General features: G+C 42.2%; 17 protein-coding genes and 2 riboswitches. Of the genes, 1 reads left to right on the top strand and 16 read right to left on the bottom strand.

Annotation, left to right across the window (positions count from 1 at the left end; translation table 11 throughout):
• The first annotated feature begins 92 nt into the window (after nt 1-92).
• Nucleotides 93-449, top strand: a complete 357-nt coding sequence (locus VXK47_RS07580) for an ATP-binding cassette domain-containing protein (protein ID WP_435548166.1) — start codon at nt 93-95, stop codon at nt 447-449.
• A 41-nt stretch (nt 450-490) separates the two neighbouring features.
• Here VXK47_RS07580 and VXK47_RS07575 read toward each other — a convergent pair whose 3' ends face one another.
• From VXK47_RS07575 to VXK47_RS07500, 16 genes are all read right to left on the bottom strand, one after another.
• Complete coding sequence (locus VXK47_RS07575; protein ID WP_435548165.1) at nt 491-1,039, bottom strand: hypothetical protein; 549 nt, start codon at nt 1,037-1,039, stop codon at nt 491-493.
• Nucleotides 1,036-2,364 carry an HD domain-containing protein gene (locus VXK47_RS07570; RefSeq protein WP_435548164.1) on the bottom strand — a complete coding sequence of 443 codons (1,329 nt, stop codon included), beginning with the start codon at nt 2,362-2,364 and terminating at the stop codon, nt 1,036-1,038. Before VXK47_RS07570 ends, VXK47_RS07575 begins: the two co-directional genes overlap by 4 nt.
• Nucleotides 2,365-2,403: 39 nt before the next feature.
• Nucleotides 2,404-2,832 (bottom strand): helix-turn-helix domain-containing protein, encoded by a 429-nt coding sequence (locus VXK47_RS07565; protein WP_435548163.1) that lies wholly within the window; start codon nt 2,830-2,832, stop codon nt 2,404-2,406.
• A gap of 188 nt (nt 2,833-3,020) precedes the next feature.
• Complete coding sequence (locus VXK47_RS07560; protein ID WP_435548162.1) at nt 3,021-3,506, bottom strand: nucleotidyltransferase domain-containing protein; 486 nt, start codon at nt 3,504-3,506, stop codon at nt 3,021-3,023.
• An 82-nt stretch (nt 3,507-3,588) separates the two neighbouring features.
• Nucleotides 3,589-3,816 carry a HEPN domain-containing protein gene (locus VXK47_RS07555; protein WP_435548161.1) on the bottom strand — a complete coding sequence of 76 codons (228 nt, stop codon included), beginning with the start codon at nt 3,814-3,816 and terminating at the stop codon, nt 3,589-3,591.
• Between the two features lie 378 nt (nt 3,817-4,194).
• A complete protein-coding gene (locus VXK47_RS07550; RefSeq protein ID WP_435548160.1) occupies nt 4,195-6,867 on the bottom strand; it encodes a cation-translocating P-type ATPase in 2,673 nt (890 codons plus the stop codon).
• 291 nt (nt 6,868-7,158) lie between these two features.
• Nucleotides 7,159-7,437 carry an acetone carboxylase subunit gamma gene (locus VXK47_RS07545; RefSeq protein ID WP_435548159.1) on the bottom strand — a complete coding sequence of 93 codons (279 nt, stop codon included), beginning with the start codon at nt 7,435-7,437 and terminating at the stop codon, nt 7,159-7,161.
• Nucleotides 7,416-7,679, bottom strand: a complete 264-nt coding sequence (locus tag VXK47_RS07540) for a hypothetical protein (RefSeq protein ID WP_435548158.1) — start codon at nt 7,677-7,679, stop codon at nt 7,416-7,418. The genes VXK47_RS07545 and VXK47_RS07540 overlap by 22 nt, the downstream gene beginning before the upstream one ends.
• A 115-nt stretch (nt 7,680-7,794) precedes the next feature.
• Nucleotides 7,795-7,977 (bottom strand): hypothetical protein, encoded by a 183-nt coding sequence (locus tag VXK47_RS07535; protein ID WP_435548157.1) that lies wholly within the window; start codon nt 7,975-7,977, stop codon nt 7,795-7,797.
• Nucleotides 7,978-8,051: 74 nt separating this feature from the next.
• Nucleotides 8,052-8,408, bottom strand: a complete 357-nt coding sequence (locus tag VXK47_RS07530) for a DUF2149 domain-containing protein (RefSeq protein WP_435548156.1) — start codon at nt 8,406-8,408, stop codon at nt 8,052-8,054.
• Nucleotides 8,380-9,018: a MotA/TolQ/ExbB proton channel family protein gene (locus VXK47_RS07525; protein ID WP_435548155.1), complete on the bottom strand. Its 639-nt coding sequence runs from the start codon at nt 9,016-9,018 to the stop codon at nt 8,380-8,382. The genes VXK47_RS07530 and VXK47_RS07525 overlap by 29 nt, the downstream gene beginning before the upstream one ends.
• Entirely contained in the window at nt 9,015-9,755 is a 741-nt protein-coding gene (locus VXK47_RS07520) for a DUF2162 domain-containing protein (RefSeq protein WP_435548154.1), read from the bottom strand. Before VXK47_RS07520 ends, VXK47_RS07525 begins: the two co-directional genes overlap by 4 nt.
• A 12-nt stretch (nt 9,756-9,767) precedes the next feature.
• Nucleotides 9,768-13,736: a cobaltochelatase subunit CobN gene (locus VXK47_RS07515; RefSeq protein WP_435548153.1), complete on the bottom strand. Its 3,969-nt coding sequence runs from the start codon at nt 13,734-13,736 to the stop codon at nt 9,768-9,770.
• Entirely contained in the window at nt 13,720-15,621 is a 1,902-nt protein-coding gene (locus tag VXK47_RS07510) for a TonB-dependent receptor (protein WP_435548152.1), read from the bottom strand. Before VXK47_RS07510 ends, VXK47_RS07515 begins: the two co-directional genes overlap by 17 nt.
• Nucleotides 15,622-15,754: 133 nt before the next feature.
• Nucleotides 15,755-15,949, bottom strand: a riboswitch (cobalamin riboswitch).
• 152 nt (nt 15,950-16,101) lie between these two features.
• Entirely contained in the window at nt 16,102-17,997 is a 1,896-nt protein-coding gene (locus VXK47_RS07505) for a TonB-dependent receptor plug domain-containing protein (RefSeq protein WP_435548151.1), read from the bottom strand.
• Nucleotides 17,998-18,180: 183 nt separating this feature from the next.
• Nucleotides 18,181-18,456: riboswitch (cobalamin riboswitch) on the bottom strand.
• A 171-nt stretch (nt 18,457-18,627) separates the two neighbouring features.
• Nucleotides 18,628-20,188, bottom strand: a 1,561-nt coding sequence (locus VXK47_RS07500; protein ID WP_435548150.1) for a TonB-dependent receptor, incomplete at its 5' end; no start/stop codon positions are given.

The raw sequence follows: 20,188 nt of genomic DNA, 5'->3' as shown, positions 1-20,188 counted from the left end.
ATACCTGTTTGACGAACTCTTCGTTCCGGAATACCTTAAAATATGGGCACACTTTTTTAAAAAAGCAGCTTTTAAAAAGTCGGATAGAAGAGATGCTTAACTTTTTTCCGATACTCCGGGAAAGACTAAAACAGGATGCAGGCAAACTAAGCGGCGGCGAACAACAGCAGCTTGCTCTGGCGCGTGCCCTCATCCCTCAACCCAAACTCCTCATGCTCGACGAACCTTCACTTGGCCTTGCACCATCTATATTAAAAAGCGTGTTTGAAAAAATTGTCCAGATCAACCGGGAAAACAAAACCACTATCCTTATTGTAGAACAAAAAGTCCGGGAAGTTCTCAACATCTGTCATAAAGTCTATTCTTTAAAACTCGGCAAAATAGCATTTGAAGGTAAACCGGATGAACTTATAGGAAACACCGAAAAACTGAAAGAGCTGTTTCTTTAATTCATTTCACACATAATCGCAAATTAGGAAATATTATAATTTCATTGGAGTCTGGCTTCCTTTGAGTCTTCGATAATCGCATCAATTTCCTGAACCGCGATTCTGGCAGCTTCTTTAGATACATGTGGTTTGAGTTCATGTATCTTTTCGGCTCTATCTTCCACGCCATGAAGTTTCATTTCCGATGTCACATATAATGCGGTTGTAAGTCTTTCAAGAGAGGCGACACCTTTTAATCCTAACTTTTCAGCAATATAATTGATTCTATCACTGTTTTCCCCGATGGTTTTAGGGAACCTGTCCATCAGAGCTTTGCCGTATTCCGTAACCACCAGAGAAGGGCCATATGGATAGGCATTCAGCTTTATATCCAATAGTTCATCGGCACGCAATGCGCCTATTTCATCACTTAAATCAAATGAAAAAGGGCCGTGTTTATATAGAACAAATTCAAAATCGGTGGGTAATTCCATAATAATCTGCATACAGTACATTGCTTTTTGAACATGTGTTTCACCGCACCAACTACCGTTATCTTTGAGCGATGTCATTAATTTCAATGTTAACGCCCTTTTTTGTGAATATTTCATAATCCCTCCTTCTCCTGTGGTTTGATAATTTCATCTTTATGTTTCTCAAGCCACTTTTTTGCATGATCTATAATATCGCGATCTGCAAAAATATAATCAACTGCAATAGCAGGTATATGATTTAAAGTTTCAGATACCTGTAAAGAAGATTCTACAGTCTGATCACTTAATAGTACTGGAAAATCAATAATACCGCTTTTTTGAGGATAGTTATCAAACCGAACCTTTTCATTTCCAAACTCTTTTATAACCACTTTTTTTATTAAATCCAACGCTTCAGAATTTATCTGCATATCGCGCGGAGTTCGAGAATAAAGCCATTTAAAATGTTCTCTATTGATAATACGTTTTGCGTGAATATGGCCGGGAGATTCTTTGTCTGCAGATGCAACGCGAAGAGCACTGGCTATCTCATTATCGGTCTGTTGTAAGAAAGCTTCAGGATCTGTCGGATATTGTCCGCCTTCAAGCCAATCCGCCAGAAAATCCCGCAGGTGAATATCATAAATTCGTCTGACGCGATGAAAATATACTTGGGTAAACATAAAATAGCGAGCCAATAATAAAGCTTCGGCAGACTGAATCCCGCCTTTTTCAACGCCAAGTGAAGGCTCTATGGAGCTGTCTTCCTTGTCATAAAGCGGTGGCGTTAAAATTCTCAACGTATCAATTAAACGGTGATGATCAAATCTACCATAAGCAACACCGGTATGATATGAATCCCTGAGCAGATAATCAATACGATCTGCTCCGAAAGAATCACCGACAATTATTTCGGAAAGAATATTTTCCCAATCATTATACGTTAAGTCCTTTTCTTTCTTTTGCCCTAAAGCCAGCTTGACAATATCGTCAGGCCTTAAAGGAGGTGTTACTTCGTTCCAAATTTTTTTCATCTCATCTGACAGAATCAACTCTTTAGTCATTCGTTCATGATCCCATCCTTCAGGGAAAAGTTCTTTTTCTGCTGCATGAGAAAACGGCAAATGTCCTATATCATGGCACAGGGCAGCCATGCGAAGAACCCTGCGCCAATACATTCTATCAACTTCATTATTTATCTGAGGTAGAATTTCCTTAACTTTATCCGTAACATTATTTGGATTTGTTACAATATCAAAAACTCTTGAGGCAAGATCCATTACTCCAAGCGAATGCTCAAAACGCCGATGTGTTGCACCAGGATATACAAGATAGGTTAGAGCAAGTTGATGGATATAACGAAGCCTCTGAAACGGCCTTGAATCCAAGACCTTCCTCTCGTGTGAATCGAGGCGTATAAATACATGAATAGGATCTCTTATTTCATGAAATTGTTTTGCCATAATAGTATTCAATAATTATAAGATTTTGAATCAATGGGATTATTTATATCCAATCACATCATCTATCTGAGCATAGATTTTATCATTATTTGACAGCTCATTAATATCATTATTTAATTTTTCCGTATCAAAACCAAAGAATCGCTGCATTGAAGTTGCACTGAAGTATTTGCCCTTTTCATTTACAAACATATCCCGTCCATCCGTGAAAATAATCAATCGGGTTAGTAGATTATCTGAATATGGCAATAAATTTGATAGATTATTAATTCCTCTCTGGATTTTCTGAAGGCTCAAGCCGTTTTCTTTCATACTAATAATCAGTTTTATTTTAATAATATCTCTAAAAGAATAGTAATGGGTTTTCCCTTTTTTTTCCGGTACTATTATTCCAATTTTAACCCAGTATTTAAGCTGGTTTTCAGTTGCCTTAGTAACTTTACGGACTAATTGGGTAGGATATGACATAAAATAATTTCCAGATGAAAAATTGTTTGATTTTTGGTCTTTTTAAACCAATATAGTGAATCAAAGATTTAGTCAAGAGCAAAAACTTTGAAAAAGTCGTCCAGATCAACCGGGAAAACAAAACTACTATTCTGATCGTAGAACAGAAAGTCCGGGAAGTTCTCAACATCTGCCATAAAGTTTATTCTTTAAAACTCGACAAAATAGCATTTGAAGGCCAGCCAGATGAACTGAGGGGAAATACGGAAAAACTGAAAGAGCTGTTTCTTTGATTTATACCAAGTCGCATTCAAATTATAGCCGCGTTGGCTTAATCGGTTCTGTCTTCGGCGTACTATATAGATTTGACCTTCTTTATAGATGAGTTTACCCTTAGTTAATATCTCACTCACGAATTCCGCTTTGCCATGCTCGAAGAAAACTTGTTTGCTGAAGGGCAGAGGTTCAATATCAGGATTTATTTTTCTCCTTAATTTTAAAAGTCCTTTCATCTCCGAGAAAGGATCTTTGCCGAAATCCTCCGAAAAAACTGCAATATCAATATCACTGTACTCTCTTGCCATGTCTTGAGCATAGGAACCGAATAATATAACTGCATAGAGATTGCAGGAATCTCTCAGCAGCCTGATATATTCTTTCAATTCCGCATTTATTTTGTGTGTGTTTTCAGCCATGAAATCAGATTTCCTGTTTTTAGCAATATCTCTTTTGCTTTTTTTATATCATTGATCAGCTTATATATTGCATCCTTATAAGCTAAGCAGGATATCTTGCCTGTATATTGAGAGGTATAAGCTCGTCTATGAGATCATATTGATCTTCAGATACAGCATTCTTTAATCCGGTCAGTTCTATAAGTTTATCAAGTTTATGAATATATGGAGGGACCAAACCGAACTTAGCCACATAAATCGCCTTCAGCATCTTCTCGACCGATTGGTGGCACATAAATCCCATATAAAGATAATGTCTTTTTTCAAGCAAAGACTCTGTAACCTACAGATCATATTCTGCTAAATCAATCCAGTAGACTTTTGTATTATTTTCTGATGGCATAAAATTTATAGTATCAAGAAAGTGCATAAAACTAAAGTCGTGCGGTTACACGCAAGACGGTTATTATGAAATATAGCATAAAAAAGGAATAGTTGAAGTTTTAAAAATTATTTGCGGCTTGCTTTAGCGCGCGCTCTTATCCCTCAACCCAAACTCCTCATGCTCGACGAACCATCACTCGGTATTGCGCCATCTATATTAAAAAGCGTGTTTGAGAAAATCATCCGGATCAACATAAACGCCATATTAAGTGCAGCAGGAATGAGTTTTGCCAAGCTGCTTAAGCGGATGGCTGATTTTTGCGTCTTATTTTACCCTATCCTTTCGACGCTTTATTAATTTTTCAATCTCTACCGCAAAGAAAACCACAGAAGACAAAACAAGAGTAATAAAGAGTTCACTTGGCGTCAATGGCTCCGTTTTAAATATATGGTTCAGATAAGGCACATAAATGGTTGCCATCTGAAGCAGAAATGTTAAAACTACTGCACCGAGAAGATATTTATTTGAAAATAGTCCTATCGTAAATAAAGATTCTTTTTCCGACCTTATGGCAAGTACATGTCCAAGCTGTGTAAGACACAGAACCGTAAATACCATTGTCTGCCAATGAGAATGGCCGGTATTTATAGACCAGGCCTGAACGGAAAGTACAATGCCGCCCATCAATAGCCCAACCCATAAGGCATGGATACCAAGACCATGTGAGAATATGCTCTCTTTCGGATGTCTCGGAGGTCTGCTCATAACATTTCCTTCGGCAGGTTCAAGAGAAAGGGCAAGCGCAGGAAGCCCGTCGGTCACAAGGTTTATCCAGAGGATATGGATGGGCAGAAGAGGTATGGGCAGACCTGCCAGCGGTGCGAGAAAAAGTGTCCATACTTCCCCCGAATTTGTAGTAAGAAGATATTTTATAAACTTTCTGATGTTATCATAAATCTTTCTTCCTTCCCTGACGGCCTTTACAATGGTAGCAAAATTGTCATCAAGCAGTATCATGTGCGCCGCTTCTTTTGAAACATCCGTTCCCGTGATTCCCATTGCAACACCGATATCGGCTCTTTTTAATGCCGGAGCATCATTAACTCCGTCTCCTGTCATAGCCACAAAATGCCCTCTGTCCTGAAGCGCTTTTACTATTTTAAGTTTTTGTTCGGGTGCCACTCTTGCATATACGCTGATATGATCTACCCTGTCTTCAAACTCTTCAAACGTATATTGGTCAAGTTCTCTTCCGGTTATTACAGCCTTTGAGCCCTCCTCAATAATTCCAAGACGTTGTGCTATCGCCATTGCAGTAATTGGATGATCACCGGTTATCATTACCGGTTTTATGCCTGCTGTTTTACACAATGAAACAGCTTCTCTCGCTTCTTCTCTTGGCGGATCAATCATACCCACAAGTCCCAGTATGGTTAGTTCCGATTCTACGTTTTCATAAGACTTATCATCAGGCAACCTTTTCCATTTTTTCATGGCGATACAAAGAACTCTCAGACCTTCAGCTGCCATTCTTTTATTCATACTTTCAATTTTTTCAGAATCTATATGCTTTAAACCTTGTGATGTAATAATATCTGCTGAGCGTTCAATGATGTTTTCCACAGCTCCCTTTGTAAAAGAGATCACACTATCTTCTGATTCAGGAGAACTGCCGGATAAGTCAGATGAAATACTGTGAAATGTGGTCATGCATTTTCTGTCAGCATCGAAAGGAATTTCTGCTATACGGGGAAATTTATTTTCTGTCTTTTCTTTGGTAAAACCGTTTTCACTTGCGGTTTTATACAGTGCAACCTCGGTTGGATCGCCGATTGTATTGCCTGAAGCGTCCGTTTGCGCATCGTTATTCAAGGCAAGAGCTGTAAACAGCAGGGATTTTGGATCGGAAAGCGGCGATTGCATATCGCTTATTTTCAATCCCTGATCATTAATTCCCGAAAGAGTTCCGTCAACATATACCTTTTCAACAGTCATCTTGTTTACCGTCAATGTGCCTGTCTTATCGGAACATATATATGTCACGGAACCGAGTGTCTCAACAGCTGCGAGCTTTCTTATAAGGACGTTTTGTTTTACAAGCTTATTTGCTCCTAATGCGAGAGAAATTGTTATTACAGCCGGAAGGGCCTCGGGTATGGCTGCAACGGCAAGTGAAATTGCTGTGAGCAGCATGAGCATGGGCGGTTCTCCCCTCATCACACCAATACCAAAGACAATAGCGCATATTGCAAGGACAGCAACCGCAATTTTTTGGCCAAAGCTTAAAAGCCTTTTCTGAAGTGGGGTCTTTACCTCTTCCTCATCCTGAAGCATGGTTGCGATTTTTCCAAGTTCAGTGTTCATAGCCGTTGCTGTAACAATACCAGTGCCGCGGCCGTAAGTAATAAAAGTCCCTTTATATGCCATATTTTTTCTGTCACCGATCGGAAGAGATTCATCAGGCAGGGCTTTGGTTTGCTTTTCAACCGGAATTGATTCGCCCGTGAGTGCTGCCTCTTCAACCTTTAACTGTGAAGACTCTATCACCCTCATATCGGCAGAAACTATCATTCCGGCTTCAAGAATTACAATATCGCCCGGAACAAGCAGGGAGGCCCGGATACGCTCATGCACTCCGTTTCTGATCACCGTTGCAAACGCAGCCGCCATTTTTTTAAGAGCCACCATCGCCTTTTCTGCTCTGTATTCCTGCATAAAGCCTATCACTGCGTTTAAAATAACAATTACAATGATGGTTATTGTATCTGAAAGTTCTCCGATAAATCCTGAAATTAAAGCGGCGGCAATCAGTATAATAATCATAAGATCTTTGAACTGATCAAGAAACATTGCAAAAGCGGTCTTTTTTTCTTTTTCCTTTAACTCATTAGGGCCATATTCCTCTAAGCGCTTCAACGCGTCTTCGGAAGACAGCCCATGTGTTGATGAACCAAGTTCGTCAATTACCTCATTTGAATGCATTTGATGCCAATTCATAGTTACTCCTTATTATCCCCTGAGGATAGCATACGTACTCATAGCCAATAAATTAGAATAAGCTGCAATCCCCAACGTTATTCTGACAATCATTATATTTCTTTCTTGTAGTTTACCACACAAAAAAAGACCTTTACCATGGAAACAATTACCATGATAAAGGTCTTGCTTGTTAGTTTTAACTAACCCGCGGTACCGGCCCGCCTACGGCGGACGTGCTGACGATAACCGCTGATTCAGCTACTCCCCTTTACTATTTATGGCTATGTTATCCTAATTATATATATCATGTCAAAGATAATCTTCAAGCACCAAAACCTGTACATCCCAAACAGGAGAAGTACCCGGAGGAAGAGCATCCTGGCATAACAATGTAGTGCAGCTTGGGCAATAGAACTCATGATAGACAAGAAATCTACCGGTCTGAAGATAATTCTTTCCGATTTCGCTTCCCTTGATCTCGGCTTTTAATGCATGATCTTTGTAATTCTGATCATTTCCGCAAAATACATGGCCGCATTTCAAGCACTGGATCTTCTTGTCTTTGGTTATTTGAAGGAAAGCCGACATGCTGACAGTTCGGCTGTTGAACCCTGATGCGAGTCGGGTTGCCTGCCGTCATGGATACCCATAACACCCTCAATCACAGAAATGTCCGCTTCGGATACACGTGATTGGAAGGAACGCTCTAAATAATCTTTCGGCATCATCCATGTATCAAGATTGATAGAGGGTTTGCCGGTTACTATTTTATGAAGACTGGGATCAATATAATCAGGCCCGCTCTTAAATCCACAAACATCAAGCCTCATTTTCTTAAGAGCCGCCATCAGGCCCAATGTACGCGTGGTTTTCCCGATCCGCTGGAAGAAGCCGATATAATCACTGCTTTTCTTTTCATTTTTTTGAGATAGTTTGTGATGATCTTTAATTTAGTTCGCTCAAACTTTGTTTCAGCAATTCTTCGACTTCAAAACCTTCTGCAAGAGCTATCCCTGCCAGATTTTTTCTCAGCCACTGCCGGTGACATCTGATAAAACTCGGATCAATAAATCTTATGACTTCTCCAAGACAGTCCAAATCCTGCTGTACGCGCCAGTAAAGATACATAATTTTCTCCTTTTGCTTCTTTGTAAGAATGAGCCATAAATGTTTTGACATTTGATGGCCAATATTTAAACTCCCTATTCAGGCACATAAACCATGCTTCCGTCTTCCAGTTTATAAGCAACCCCAAGCCTTTCACCGCGGCCTTCGGATTTGTCTTTTGTCACCTTGATTGCTTTTATGTTTTTACCCTTTTTGGTTATTATTTCCATTTGGCCGTTTTTGTCTTGTTTCATAATGGTCATATTTGATTTCTCATTGAACATATCCTGGAGATGATACACGCTGAACAACGCTAAAATCAAAGCTACGATAAAAACCACGCTGCAATCAAAAAGATTGGCTACCCCGCTCATCGGATCTTCGATCTTGCTAAACGAACCATCCGGCTCCAATAAGGCTGTATTAGTTCGCAATTTTCTGAAATATCGCATGTGCGGACTCCTCCTTTTTTATTGTCAGTATTTCTGCGGCAAGCTCCATATTCCTGATATCTTCTTCAATCCATCTGCGGCGGATTGTAGCAAAGAAAAAAGCTACTGTGCCGACAGCCAAACCGGTAACTGTAGTTGTAAAGGCAATTACCATGTCGGCTGAAAGCCGGGTCATATCACCCTGACCCAGCGCCGCAAGGCCTGTGCTCATGGGAATCAGAGTTCCGAGAAGACCTAAAGACGGGCCCACCCTAACCATAATAGCGAGCCGGTCCAATGATTTCCACATCATATGAGCGTTTTGCCGGAGCATATTTTCTATGGCAACTTCTGTATCGTCCCCATCACTGATAATACTATTAAGATTCCCAATAAAAAGTTTGACCTTATGGGACACCGAAGAAGAAAATTTGCCCCTTATCAAAAGATCCGGGAAATCCTGGGCCGGACACTTTACAAGACGAATCCGTTCGAGCCACTCGGCAAAAAATGCTCCGGCATATACTATGATACACACTATAAGAACTGACAGAAGTAAAAGCACCGGGTAAAGCAGTGATGCGGAAATCATATAAATAAATGTTTGTAGTAAAGACCCTATATTTGTCATGATATTCTCCTTGTTTTATTATAAACAGCGCCAAAACCTGCAAGAAAAGCCAATGCACCCGAAACCGCAACAACGGACAAATGTTTGATATTAACCGGATTGGTCTCCGATGAATTGCTCGCTAAACGGTATATTCTGTCTAAATCTGCAAAATTGGGCATTATTGTTACCGAAAGAAAAAAATAAACTGCAATCAAAAGCATGGCTCCGCCCAAAATTATTTCCGGCTGCATTTTTTGCCGTCTTATTCTCATAATCACAACAGTAATGAAATTGATAAGAAGAAATATGAGATAAAGAAAAACGGCTGACCTCCATGTTAAATCAGGAAAAAGAGTTATAAAAAAACCCTGGCAGAACAGGATTGCCAAAACGCAAACCGGACAAGGAAGAGCCAGAGCAATCCATCCCTTGCTTTTTGAACTGTATTCTGTGTTGTTCTTTAGCAGCCAAATGCCCCAAAATACCATCAGCACAGCCATAATCAAATGTATCAGCATGCCCGATTCTATCCATTTTAAAATGAGTTCCTGATGGCGTATTATATCAATTTTAGAAATGACGAAATATGACGCCGCAAACAACATCATATACATCAAGACAAACATGCCGCATGCCAATGCTTTAACACGGGCAGATGATGTTTTTGATAAATAATAATTCAGACCTATACCGCTTTTTACCGCAAATATAGCGATACTGAAAACTGTCCCCAATATAAGACTTTTATATTCCATTTTATTTCCTTTTTATCGTTTTATTCGTGATCCCAGGACAAACAGCCCGATTAAAGCCAGAACAAACAACATGGCGGCCCACTGAACGCCTGAGGATGTCATCTCAGTGGTTTCATCGCTTTTCTTCATATCCTCCATTTTATATCCTTCCACAGTTTTACTTTTTTCTCCTTTGCCTGTTTCAGATAAGGAAGGTTCCTTTTCCGAAGAATCCGGCAAAGATTTATCGGCCGGCGCTTTCTGCAATCCTTCCTGCAGATCGGACAGTAATTCCAGTCGTTGTTTCACCTGTTGATCCAGTTTTTTTCCTGCCGCCTGTTCTACAGCCAGCTTGAATTTTTCCACAAGTTCCGGAGAAAGCACCCCGGGCAGCGATATGATGTTTACTACCATCTGGTTTAACACAGGATTGTTGCAGGTATGGTCGCAGCAAGCCACACCCTTTTCCACAACGTTAACGGCATATTCTGCCGCCAGCTTCTTTTTGATTTTTTCATCAGCTTTCCAGTAGCCTTTTCTGTTCGCCTCCAGCATCCTTGCTGTCATAGACTGGTATGCCCAGGGATTTTCCCGGTTGAAAAACTGTTTCAGTTCAAGGCCGTATTTGTCTTCCACATATACTTCATAGGTTTGTTTCCATTTAGCGGCATCGACAGCCAAAGGAGTAGTAACCTGCCAACCCCACATATTTTCCAGAAATTCCGCCATCTCTCTTGCGCCTGCATATTTTTCCTTTTTCATACCCTCAATCCATTTGGGATTCAGATACCGGGTGCGCAGCTCCCTGCCCAGTGTGGCGGACAGAAGTTCTATATGACCTTCACCTGATGTGCGCTGCATTGAAATAAAGACCTCAGGGTCTTTACCCGATTCTTTTCTGACAGCCATGCTCAGCCCTCCAAGATACTGGAACATGTCGTCGTTATCCATCGTCCCATAAAGATTGGAAGAGATAGTATGCACTGTGGCATCAATTGCTTTGAGGTGCCTGCGATAAACCGAAGTGAGTTTTTCTCCCCAGATTTCGGATGAATAACCGTAGGACTGCATCTGTATAAAACCTTTTTCCGCCACAATATCGTCTTTTTCCCATAACCCGCTGGCGACTGTCATATCATCCACCTTTGTGCCGTATGCGCCTGGCGGTGCGCTGTAAAGCCTTACCAGAGAAAGTTTTCTGGCGTCTTCTTTGGAGCGGCCTTCGGCTATAAGCGCTTTTTCCAGCGCTTTTGAATGCTTTTGTATATAATTTTCTATATCGCTCATAGCCGCCGCCTTTTTTACGGCCTTATCAAGCATAAGAGCAACCAACGGAAAGGTGTCACGGAACAGACCTGACATTTGAAGCAGCACGTCAATTCGGGGGCGGTTTAATTCCGCGCCTGAAATCGGAACCACATCTTTAATTTTATCGCGATGATCCCAAACTGGTTTCATACCCATAAGATACAGGGCTGTAGCCGGATTGATGCCTTCGTCACGAATAGTTTCCACAGACCAGAGAATCACGCCCACCTGTTCGGGATATTTCCCTTCATGCTTCTTCCGATAGGCCTCAATGATTTCTGTCGCCGCTTTTTTCCCGTTTTCCCATGCTTCCTTCGATGGAACTTTTTCAGGATCAAACGCATAAAAATTCTTTCCTGTAGGCAGACTCTCCGGGTTCCGGATCGGATCATTGCCGGATGCCGAAGGGATATAGCCCCCTGACAGTCCCCGAATCAGGCTGTCCATTTCCGAAGGGCCGCAGGCAACAATATTTTTCCGGTAAAATTCTACCGGATTTTCTCCTTTTTTGGCCATTGCTCCTGCAGTTTCCTCCAGGCCTTCGCCGGATGGGGATACGCCAAAGGTGTGGAGGCCAAAAGGAATCATTTCGCTTTTAAGCTCAAGCAGATAATGCTTTATCTTCTCCAAAGCGCTGTCATCAATAACCGAAAGGCCGGTGTCTTTATCCAGTCCGAGCCAGATCGCTGTTTCCCTGATTCGTTCAAGCCGCGCCGGTCTGATTTTTTCCGAAGAGGATGCTTCATATTCACCTATGACAGACGCCAGTTTTGAATATTCTTCGTATGTTCCTCCGCTCTTAAAAGGCGGTACTGCATGGTCTATAATAACGCCCCGCCCCCGGCGCTTGGCCTGAATTCCTTCACCTACATCATCTACTATATACGGATAAAGATTCGGAATGTCTCCGATAAGCACTTCGGGAGGGCATTGCCAGGTGAGCCCGGCCTGTTTGCCGGGAAGCCACTCGTGTGTGCCGTGAGTTCCGAGACTGATCATGGCATCCGGCCGGATTTCTTTTTGTAACCAGAAGTAGAAAGCATTGTATTGATGGTGCGGATAAAGAACCGTGCTGTGATAAAGCTTGTCGGTATCATCGCTCCACCCCCGCACAGGCTGAGGAACCAGAATAAGATTGCCCAGCCGGATGCACGGAATCACAAAGCGGCCGTTTTTTACCATGATTTTTGAATTTTCAGGCTTGCCCCAGTCTTTTTCAACTTTTTTTTGAAAATCGGCAGGTGTTTCGCCAAACCATTTGCGGTAGTCGGACATTGAAACAAATGCGGCATTTTTTTCCCTTAGCAATTGATCCAGTTCATCCGGAGCCCACGAGCCAATATTGCGTCCCGATTTCAAAAGCAGGTCTTTGATTTTTTCTTCTGTAATCTCACCCTCAATAAAATAACCTTTCTGCTTTAAGTTTCGGATAATCTCATTTATGCTGCGAAATACGTTTAAATAGCTGGCTCCAATGTTTTGCTTTCCGGCCCCATGATTGTAATAAATTAAAACGATCTTTTTGTCCTTGTTGGCTTTTTGTCTCAGCGCATGCCATTTGGCTGCCCGCATGGCAAGCTTTTGTGCATGAATTTCCACAGGTATGTATTTGTAAATTTCAATATTTTTTTTATCCGCCTTAATAACCTGCTCCTTAACTCCGATCACTGTCGGCTCAACCAGTCCTGAAATTTCAGGAGTGGAGAATTGATATGCGAGTTCAACGGGCGAAAGGCCCTGAGGCGAGACCAGCCATTCATCCGACGTACTGAAAAACAAATACTGACCGTTTAATACGGGAACATTTGCTTTTTTAAGTATGCCCTCAAGGTCTCCGGAAAGTTTTGAGGAAAATTTGAAATCAAAACCTGTAATAGATCCGAGACGGCTTGCAAGCGGCTCAGTTGAAATCAACCGGTCAAAATTTTGATTTCTTTCTTTCATTTCCCGTAACCAGGTTACAGTATTGATGCCTTGCCGCTCATAGGCCCTGATCAGCGAATCCAGCGGCGCTTTCTTTCCATCCAGTGCATAGGTCGGAAAGATTATGGAAAGATTCCAAAGCCCGTCTTCTTTGAAATGCCCTGAGCTTTCATACCACTTCATGTACTCGCCAAGTTCTGAAAACAGTTTTGGAGCATCCGGATGATATAGCGAATTTTCAGACGGAACCACCGGAGGATCGAATGCAGTAACAAACCCCAGATCACGATTTGCAAGAAACTTTAACATGCCGGCGATATTTTCAGCAGATGTATAGCTGTAATAAGCTCGCACCGTTTTATCCATGATAAATCCAGCATCAAGAAAATCCTGGACATGGCTCGATCCGCGGACAGCATAAATTTTAGCATTAGCCCTGACGGATTTTTTGTTTTCAAGCAGCCATTCTGCCGGCTGATGTCCCATGATATCCACCACAGCCACATCCATACGCCGCACGAATTCGGATATGGCAGCGCTTCTGACATTTTTATCCGTAAAAATCTTTATTTCGATTCCCGGCAATGCAACTTCTTTCAAAGCTTTGTGGCAGACATAAGCGTCAACATCTCCCACGAACAAGCCGATGCTTCGCGTTTTTGCATTGGAAGAACCTGCCGCCGTTAATATCAAAACCAGGATGCAGATAATTATCAGTCGGATTCTTCTTATGTTTTTACGCCCTTTGGCGCTCTTAAAATGCAATTTCATAACCTACTTTAACAAGCCGTCCGATTTCATAATAAAGATAACGGTTAGTGGCATCATCAGACATGTCGCCTGCAACCTGAATCTCTTTGTTAAATATGTTGTCCACAGCAAAGGTCAGATATCCTTTCCAGAGTTTATACTTGGCATAGAAATTAAAAGAAGCATAGCTGTCCAGATTACGCTCTCGGGAAGAAAGAATCTGACAGTTAAGATCAAGAGTAAAAGGTTCACCAAGAAAATTCATGCCGATGTTTGTTTGCAGTTTTGGACCGATCTGGTATTCCTTGCCTTCGGTATCATCGGCCGTAGGCTCCGCCCAATAGCCGGATGTGTAGAATAAGATATTTTTTAGCCATCCTTTATTGTTAAAAAAAGGACTTACACCGGTTTCCCATTCAATGCCCTTGCTTGCATAATCCCCTGCATTGAAATAGGTTTGCGGATAACCTTCGGAGCGATCCACTTCGATTTTGTCTTTATACGTCATATAAAAAGCAGCGAGTCTTAAGCGAAAGAGATCGTCATCGTATTTTATTCCGGTTTCGTAAGTCCAGCCTTCTTCAGGTTTTAAATCCGGATTTCCCACCATAAACGAACTCTCATAATAGAGATTGTTAAATGTAGGAGCCCTGAATGCCTTTCCCGCATTGGCATAAAGGTTAATAGCCTCCGTTGTTTTTAAGTTCAGACCGAAGCTGGGCAAAAAACGGTTATAGTTATCGGTTCCGGATTCTCCGTCTATGAATTGCTCCCGTGCCCCGGCAGTAGCCGTTAAACGCTCCCAAAATGTTTTTTTAAGATGAACAAAGGGGGCATAATCGTTGCGATGGTGTCTGCCGTACTGGTTGTTGTAATCGGCTCCGCGATGGATCCAGTCTGAACCAACGGTCAATTGCCAGTCTGACAGCTCAAAGCGGTAGTCTGCCTCAATGCCGGAATTATAATTTTTATTCTTATCTTCCGGCTCGCCCGGGCTGGTGTATTCATCCCGGCGCATTTCATCATAATTGCCGAAAATCTTGGCTTTAAAATTTTGTGTTTCATACCGTACATTCAGAAAATTTTTTAAATGCTCCTGCTTAGTACCTTCCATTGGTTTTTTCTCACCGTCGAAATGCTTTTCAAAACCTGTTTCGTAATATGAGCCCAAATAATCCAGATGAAGATTTTCCATAAGGGTAGCATTGAAATTCCACGCATATTTATCAGTGCTATCCAGATCGTAGCGGTATTTTCGAGTAAAGCTGCGGGATATTTCCTTTTGGCTGCCCAGATGGTTATAATTAAATCCTATATTCACATCCGGCAATGAAGCTGAAAAACCATGATTGTGGTATCCCTCGTTTCCGAATTCAACCGAGCCCCCAACAGCCGTTTTTTGAATAGTTTTTTTCGTTATAATGTTTATGACGCCGCTCATCGCATCAGCTCCATAGAGGGTTGAGGCGGCTCCTTTCAAAATTTCAATGCGTTCAATCTGCTCAACAGGAATAGTATTCAGGTCATAGGCATGGCCTGCAGCGCCCTGTATTGGTGAGCCGTTTATAAGCACAAGTTCGCCGTCTTTTACGCCACGAACGGAAGCTGTGCTGTTCATGCCGCCGTGGGAGACGCCCAGCGGCGCATATGCCTTGTATGAAAAACCGCCGATGCGCTTCACTGCATCAGACAGATTGTCAACGCCGCTGTCTTTCAATTCCTCAGAAGAGATGACCGTAACAAAATGAGGACTTTGTTTTTCTTTCACAGGAAACCGCTCTGCTGTTACTGTTACCACATCCATGACATTGGACGACTGATCTGCCCACACAAGATTGCCTGCAAAAAGCCAAACCATGCAGGTCATGATCAGAATTCTTTTCTTAATCAGATAATCCCCAAGCATATTTCTTCTCCTTTTTCAGATGATGTATTTTTGCATGGGCCCGGGCAAAAAAAAGCCCGGACCAATATTAATTGATCCGGGGATATCCCTTTTTTTATCCTCATGATCTTTGCTGCGCTCTCTTGTCCGCGGAAAACGCACAAACATTCAGGCAGGTCTTCTGACTATCGGATTATTCTATTTGCCGCGCCTTCCCATCCGCTTATGAACAGACAGTGGCATTAATGCAGCTTTTGTCCCCGATTACAGCGGCGGGCCCGTCCCCGATTTTCACGGGGTTCCCTAGTATGGCGGATTGCAAACAACCCCCTTATCCCCCTTTTGCTAAGGGGGAATCTTGCCCTACATCACATCCTGTAGGGCGGCATTTCACATGCCGCCATATGCTAAAAAAGCACCTGAATGTAACCTTATATTGTGTGATATTTTACATCTTGCAAACTGATATCATAAGCTTCGTATTCCTTTATCCATGTTAAATCAGAAATTAATATTCACACCTGCCAAAAAGCTGAAACCGTCATCCGGATACCCTGCATGAACCTCATAATCGGTATCAAACAGATTATCGATATGAACAAATACTTCACTTGGCCACGATTTTATGTTAACAGGATGAATCACCTTCATATTTACTACTGCATAACCATCAAGCTTCTGGGACTGGGGAGTGTTAGGGCTGCTGTATTGACGGCTGACGGCCTTTAATATGGTTTCAACTCTGGTCTTCGTCGGTAGTACAAATTTTCCGGTAATTTTAAGGCTATGATCCGGTGCGTATGACAGTTCGCCTCCGGTTTCTTTATTTTTGGTATCCTGGTAAATATAAGATAGTTCCGTCGAAATACTTTTGGTCCATTCCGACTTTAGCGCCAACTCTACCCCCTGCTTATAGGCGCGCGAAACATTAACCGGACGATAAATCAGATCATTTCCCCTCTGGTAGATAATAATATCTTTGGTATTTGTTCTGAACACTGAAGCATTAAAAACCACGTCCTTTTTGATTTTGTGCTCCATGCCCAGATTAAAGGAGTATATCTTTTCTTCGTCCAGATCAGGGTTTCCCCTCACTTGGTCAATAGAGCCATGACTTGGTTGATATAATTGATTAAAGGAAGGGATTTCCACTGAGTATCCGGCGCTTGACTTAACCACGGTATTTGATCCCAGGGCGTAGCTAAGCCCTGCATTGAAGGCAGGAAAAAACCCGAAATCATTGGTATGATCCCCCCTCAGTCCCAGAGTAGCCGTTAATTTATTTAATTCACGGTCATACTGGCTGTGAAAAGAAACTTTCTCTCTGTGATGGTCTCCTGAAAAGTTATGATCCACCCTGTTTGTTTCAGCCAATCCTCCCAAACGCAGGGCAAAGACTCCGTCCTCAGGCTTCCATGTGGTTTCAGCGCTTATTCCTGCCCGATGCTCATCAAGCGTTGATCGGCTGCCGGTCTGGGATTGGTCGTACAGATCCGTCAAATCCATGTAGGACTTTACTTTATATTCCATCATATCATCAGTAAAACCATTGATATGAAAATCCAGAGATCCTTTCTGATAGCGCTGCCTGGCGTCAGGCGTAGGATTGTCAATGGGACCGGGAGAGCCATGATAGGAATGAAAATACCTGCCGTTTAAGTCGTACCGGATTCCGGTTTGTCCTTCTGTCTGCCAGTTAAAACTTGCATTTCCGCTGTCGCTGTCGCTGTTGGGCCGTTTCCCGTCTTTATGACCGGCGCCTATGGTAAACAAGAGCTTTCCCGAATCCTGATGCAACATATATGAGGAAGTTATATTTGCGGCACCATAAGATCCGCTATTAATTTTCAAGCTTGCTTTGTCGCCATCCTTCTTTTTTGAAGTATTTCCCGAAAAATCTCCGGTAACAATATTTATAGCTCCTGCAGAACCTCCCGGACCAAGCCAAACCGGCACCGGCGGCTTAAATACCGTAATGCTCTTTACAATATCTATAGGAATACCGCCCAGATTTACCCCGCCATACTGGGCGGAATTGATCGGTCTTCCATCAATCAATACCAGGACAGAACCTGATCCGCCACCGCCCCGGATAGAGATTCTGGCCCCCATACTGTTTGTTCCCTGCGCTACATCCACACCCGGCATGGAACCGATGGCCTCTCCCACTTCAAGAAAATTCCGTTCTCTAATCTCCTTTTGGGTTAGTTCCACAACGTTTTGAGGGTGATTTTTCACATATTCGGAAAGACGTTCGCTTGTAACATAGATGGTATCCAATAAATGAGTGGCCTCAGCTTTAGTCTCCGCTCCTTGTTCCGCAAAAACCGTATTTTCTGCGCTTAAACAAAGTAATAAAAAAATGACAAGCGATATTTTAAAATTATCCCATTTCATTATGTCAGCCCCATAACCATCCGTAAAAAGTATATATTATACCGGTCTTCATTCTCCACTGTCGAAAGAGAAGTAATCAGCACCTCAAAAAAAGCAAAAAAAAATCCCCGGACCGAAATTAATCGATCCGGGGATATCCCTTTTTTATCCTCATGATCATATATGCGCTCTCTTGTCCGCGGAGTACACACAAATATTCAGGCAGGTCTTCTGACTCTCGGATCATCCGTTTAGCTACGCCTTCCCAGAAAGGCAGTTGTCAGTGACCAGTATTTAGTGGTCAGAAAACAACCGTTTATTCCAGTGGCCAGTGTTAGCTACAGCGCCAGTTTTTACTGATTACTGTTCACTAATCACTTTTTTATGCGGCTTTCGTCCCCGATTACAGCGGCGGGCCCGTCCCGGATTTACACCGGGTTCCCTATTAAACTAAAAAGCACCTGAATATGTATTTTCTTCTTTAATAGGAATTAAAGAAGTGCTTTGTCAAGATATTTTTTTTAAAAGATTACCGATCTTCTTTTCATCATTTGTGCTTGTGAATATGCTCGTGCGAATGTCCATGTTCGTGCTCATGATTTTCTGTCATTTTCAATTCTCCTTTTTTGGATGATTGATAATAGTTATAGATTAATACTCCCATTTGAGTTTGGCAATAATCATTTGCCTTGCATATGGATGATACATGTACACAAGCTCATCGGTCAGGTTGTCCACAGATAAAGATATCGTAACCTGCTTTAACAACTTGTATGCAACTTTTGCATCCAGAAAGAAGTAATCATCTACCCCTCCGTATCCGCCCCGATCATCCACGTTATTAAGTGTATTCCATGCCTTGCTTGAATACCTTCCTGCAAGGGTCAGAAAAAGCTTGTCTGTGGGGAAGCAGCTTACAACAGCCTTGGAAGTCCATTTGGGAGCTCGTGGGAATATTTTTCCTTCCGAATCCGGTAAATTGTCGTTTTTCAGTGTTTTTGCCTTCATATAAGCGATATTAAACATTGCATCCAGTCTGTCTACAAATAATCCTTTCTTTTTAAACTGGAACTCTACTCCCCGGGTTCTCACTTCGTCGATGTTTTGATAGTACGTCTGGTTTTTATACACGTCTGTTTGGCTGAAAATGGTATCCTCGGTATAATTTTCGAAAAAGCTGAGCCTTGCTTCTCCGGCCCAACCCACTTTTTTGCTGATGGTAAAATCCTTGGCAAAGATCTTCTCGGATTTCAGGTCGGGATTTGTCAAGGTTACGATTCCGGCACTGCTAACATTTGCGTAAAACAGCTCCCGTATAGTTGGAAACCGGTATGCCTTGGCCAGAGAAAATCTGAATCCCCAATTCGTATCGGGATTGTAGGCCACAGCAAATTTTGGAGAAAAATGGTCTTCTTTCCTGTCCGGCAATTCCGTTGTATAAACTGATCCGGATACATCTCTTGCCTTGATGCCGTCAAAACCGCGCCACCACTCGTATCGCCCGCCAAAATAGACCATGATCTTATCGGTTATATCCCATTCATCCTGGAGAAAAACAGCATGTGTGCCGGTCTTGCCCTCGGATTTGTCATTCAATGTGGTCTTTATCTCACTTTTCCAGTCGGACGCGTTCCACGTCTTGCTATCCGTAAAGTAATGATCGAAGTGGTAGCCTGCGGTCAGCGTATGGTCTTTTACGGCAGACCATTTCAAGGGCTTATAGGCGCTTTTAAAGTCAAAGTTATACCAGCCGGTTTCGGAATCTGTCACCGTGCCGGCTCCACCCCATTTGGAATACGGGGGCACATCCGTTGATCGTTTGCTGAGTGCTTTCCAGTTGTTGTTAAAGCTTGAATCTACCCGGATCTTCAGTCCTGCTTCGGGTTCCCGCTTGAAGGCTATCGCATAAACGTCTCCTTCGTTCTGATTCTCCTGGAAGTAAAAAGTGGAACTTCCGATATTGTAGTTCAAACCGGCTACATTGACGCTTCCGCTATACACTTTGTTGCCGGCAGCGTCCGTAAGGTAGGTGTTGACATTATCTACATTCTGGTCGGACCACCAGTGTACCCACTGAAAATTTAATTGGGTATTACTGTCAAGATCGTAGCCGAATTTCAACTTGCATGTTGTATCAGTTATGTCTCTCGTTCCTTGATCACCGATAATAAAACGTTTTCTATTCTGAAAATCATGATCCGAATCATATCCC

It is taken from the genome of Desulfobacterium sp. N47, assembly GCF_051233685.1.
Taxonomy (GTDB): domain Bacteria; phylum Desulfobacterota; class Desulfobacteria; order Desulfobacterales; family RPRI01; genus RPRI01.
The sequence above is the reverse complement of the archived record's forward strand: the minus strand, read 5'-3'. Positions and strand labels throughout refer to the sequence as shown.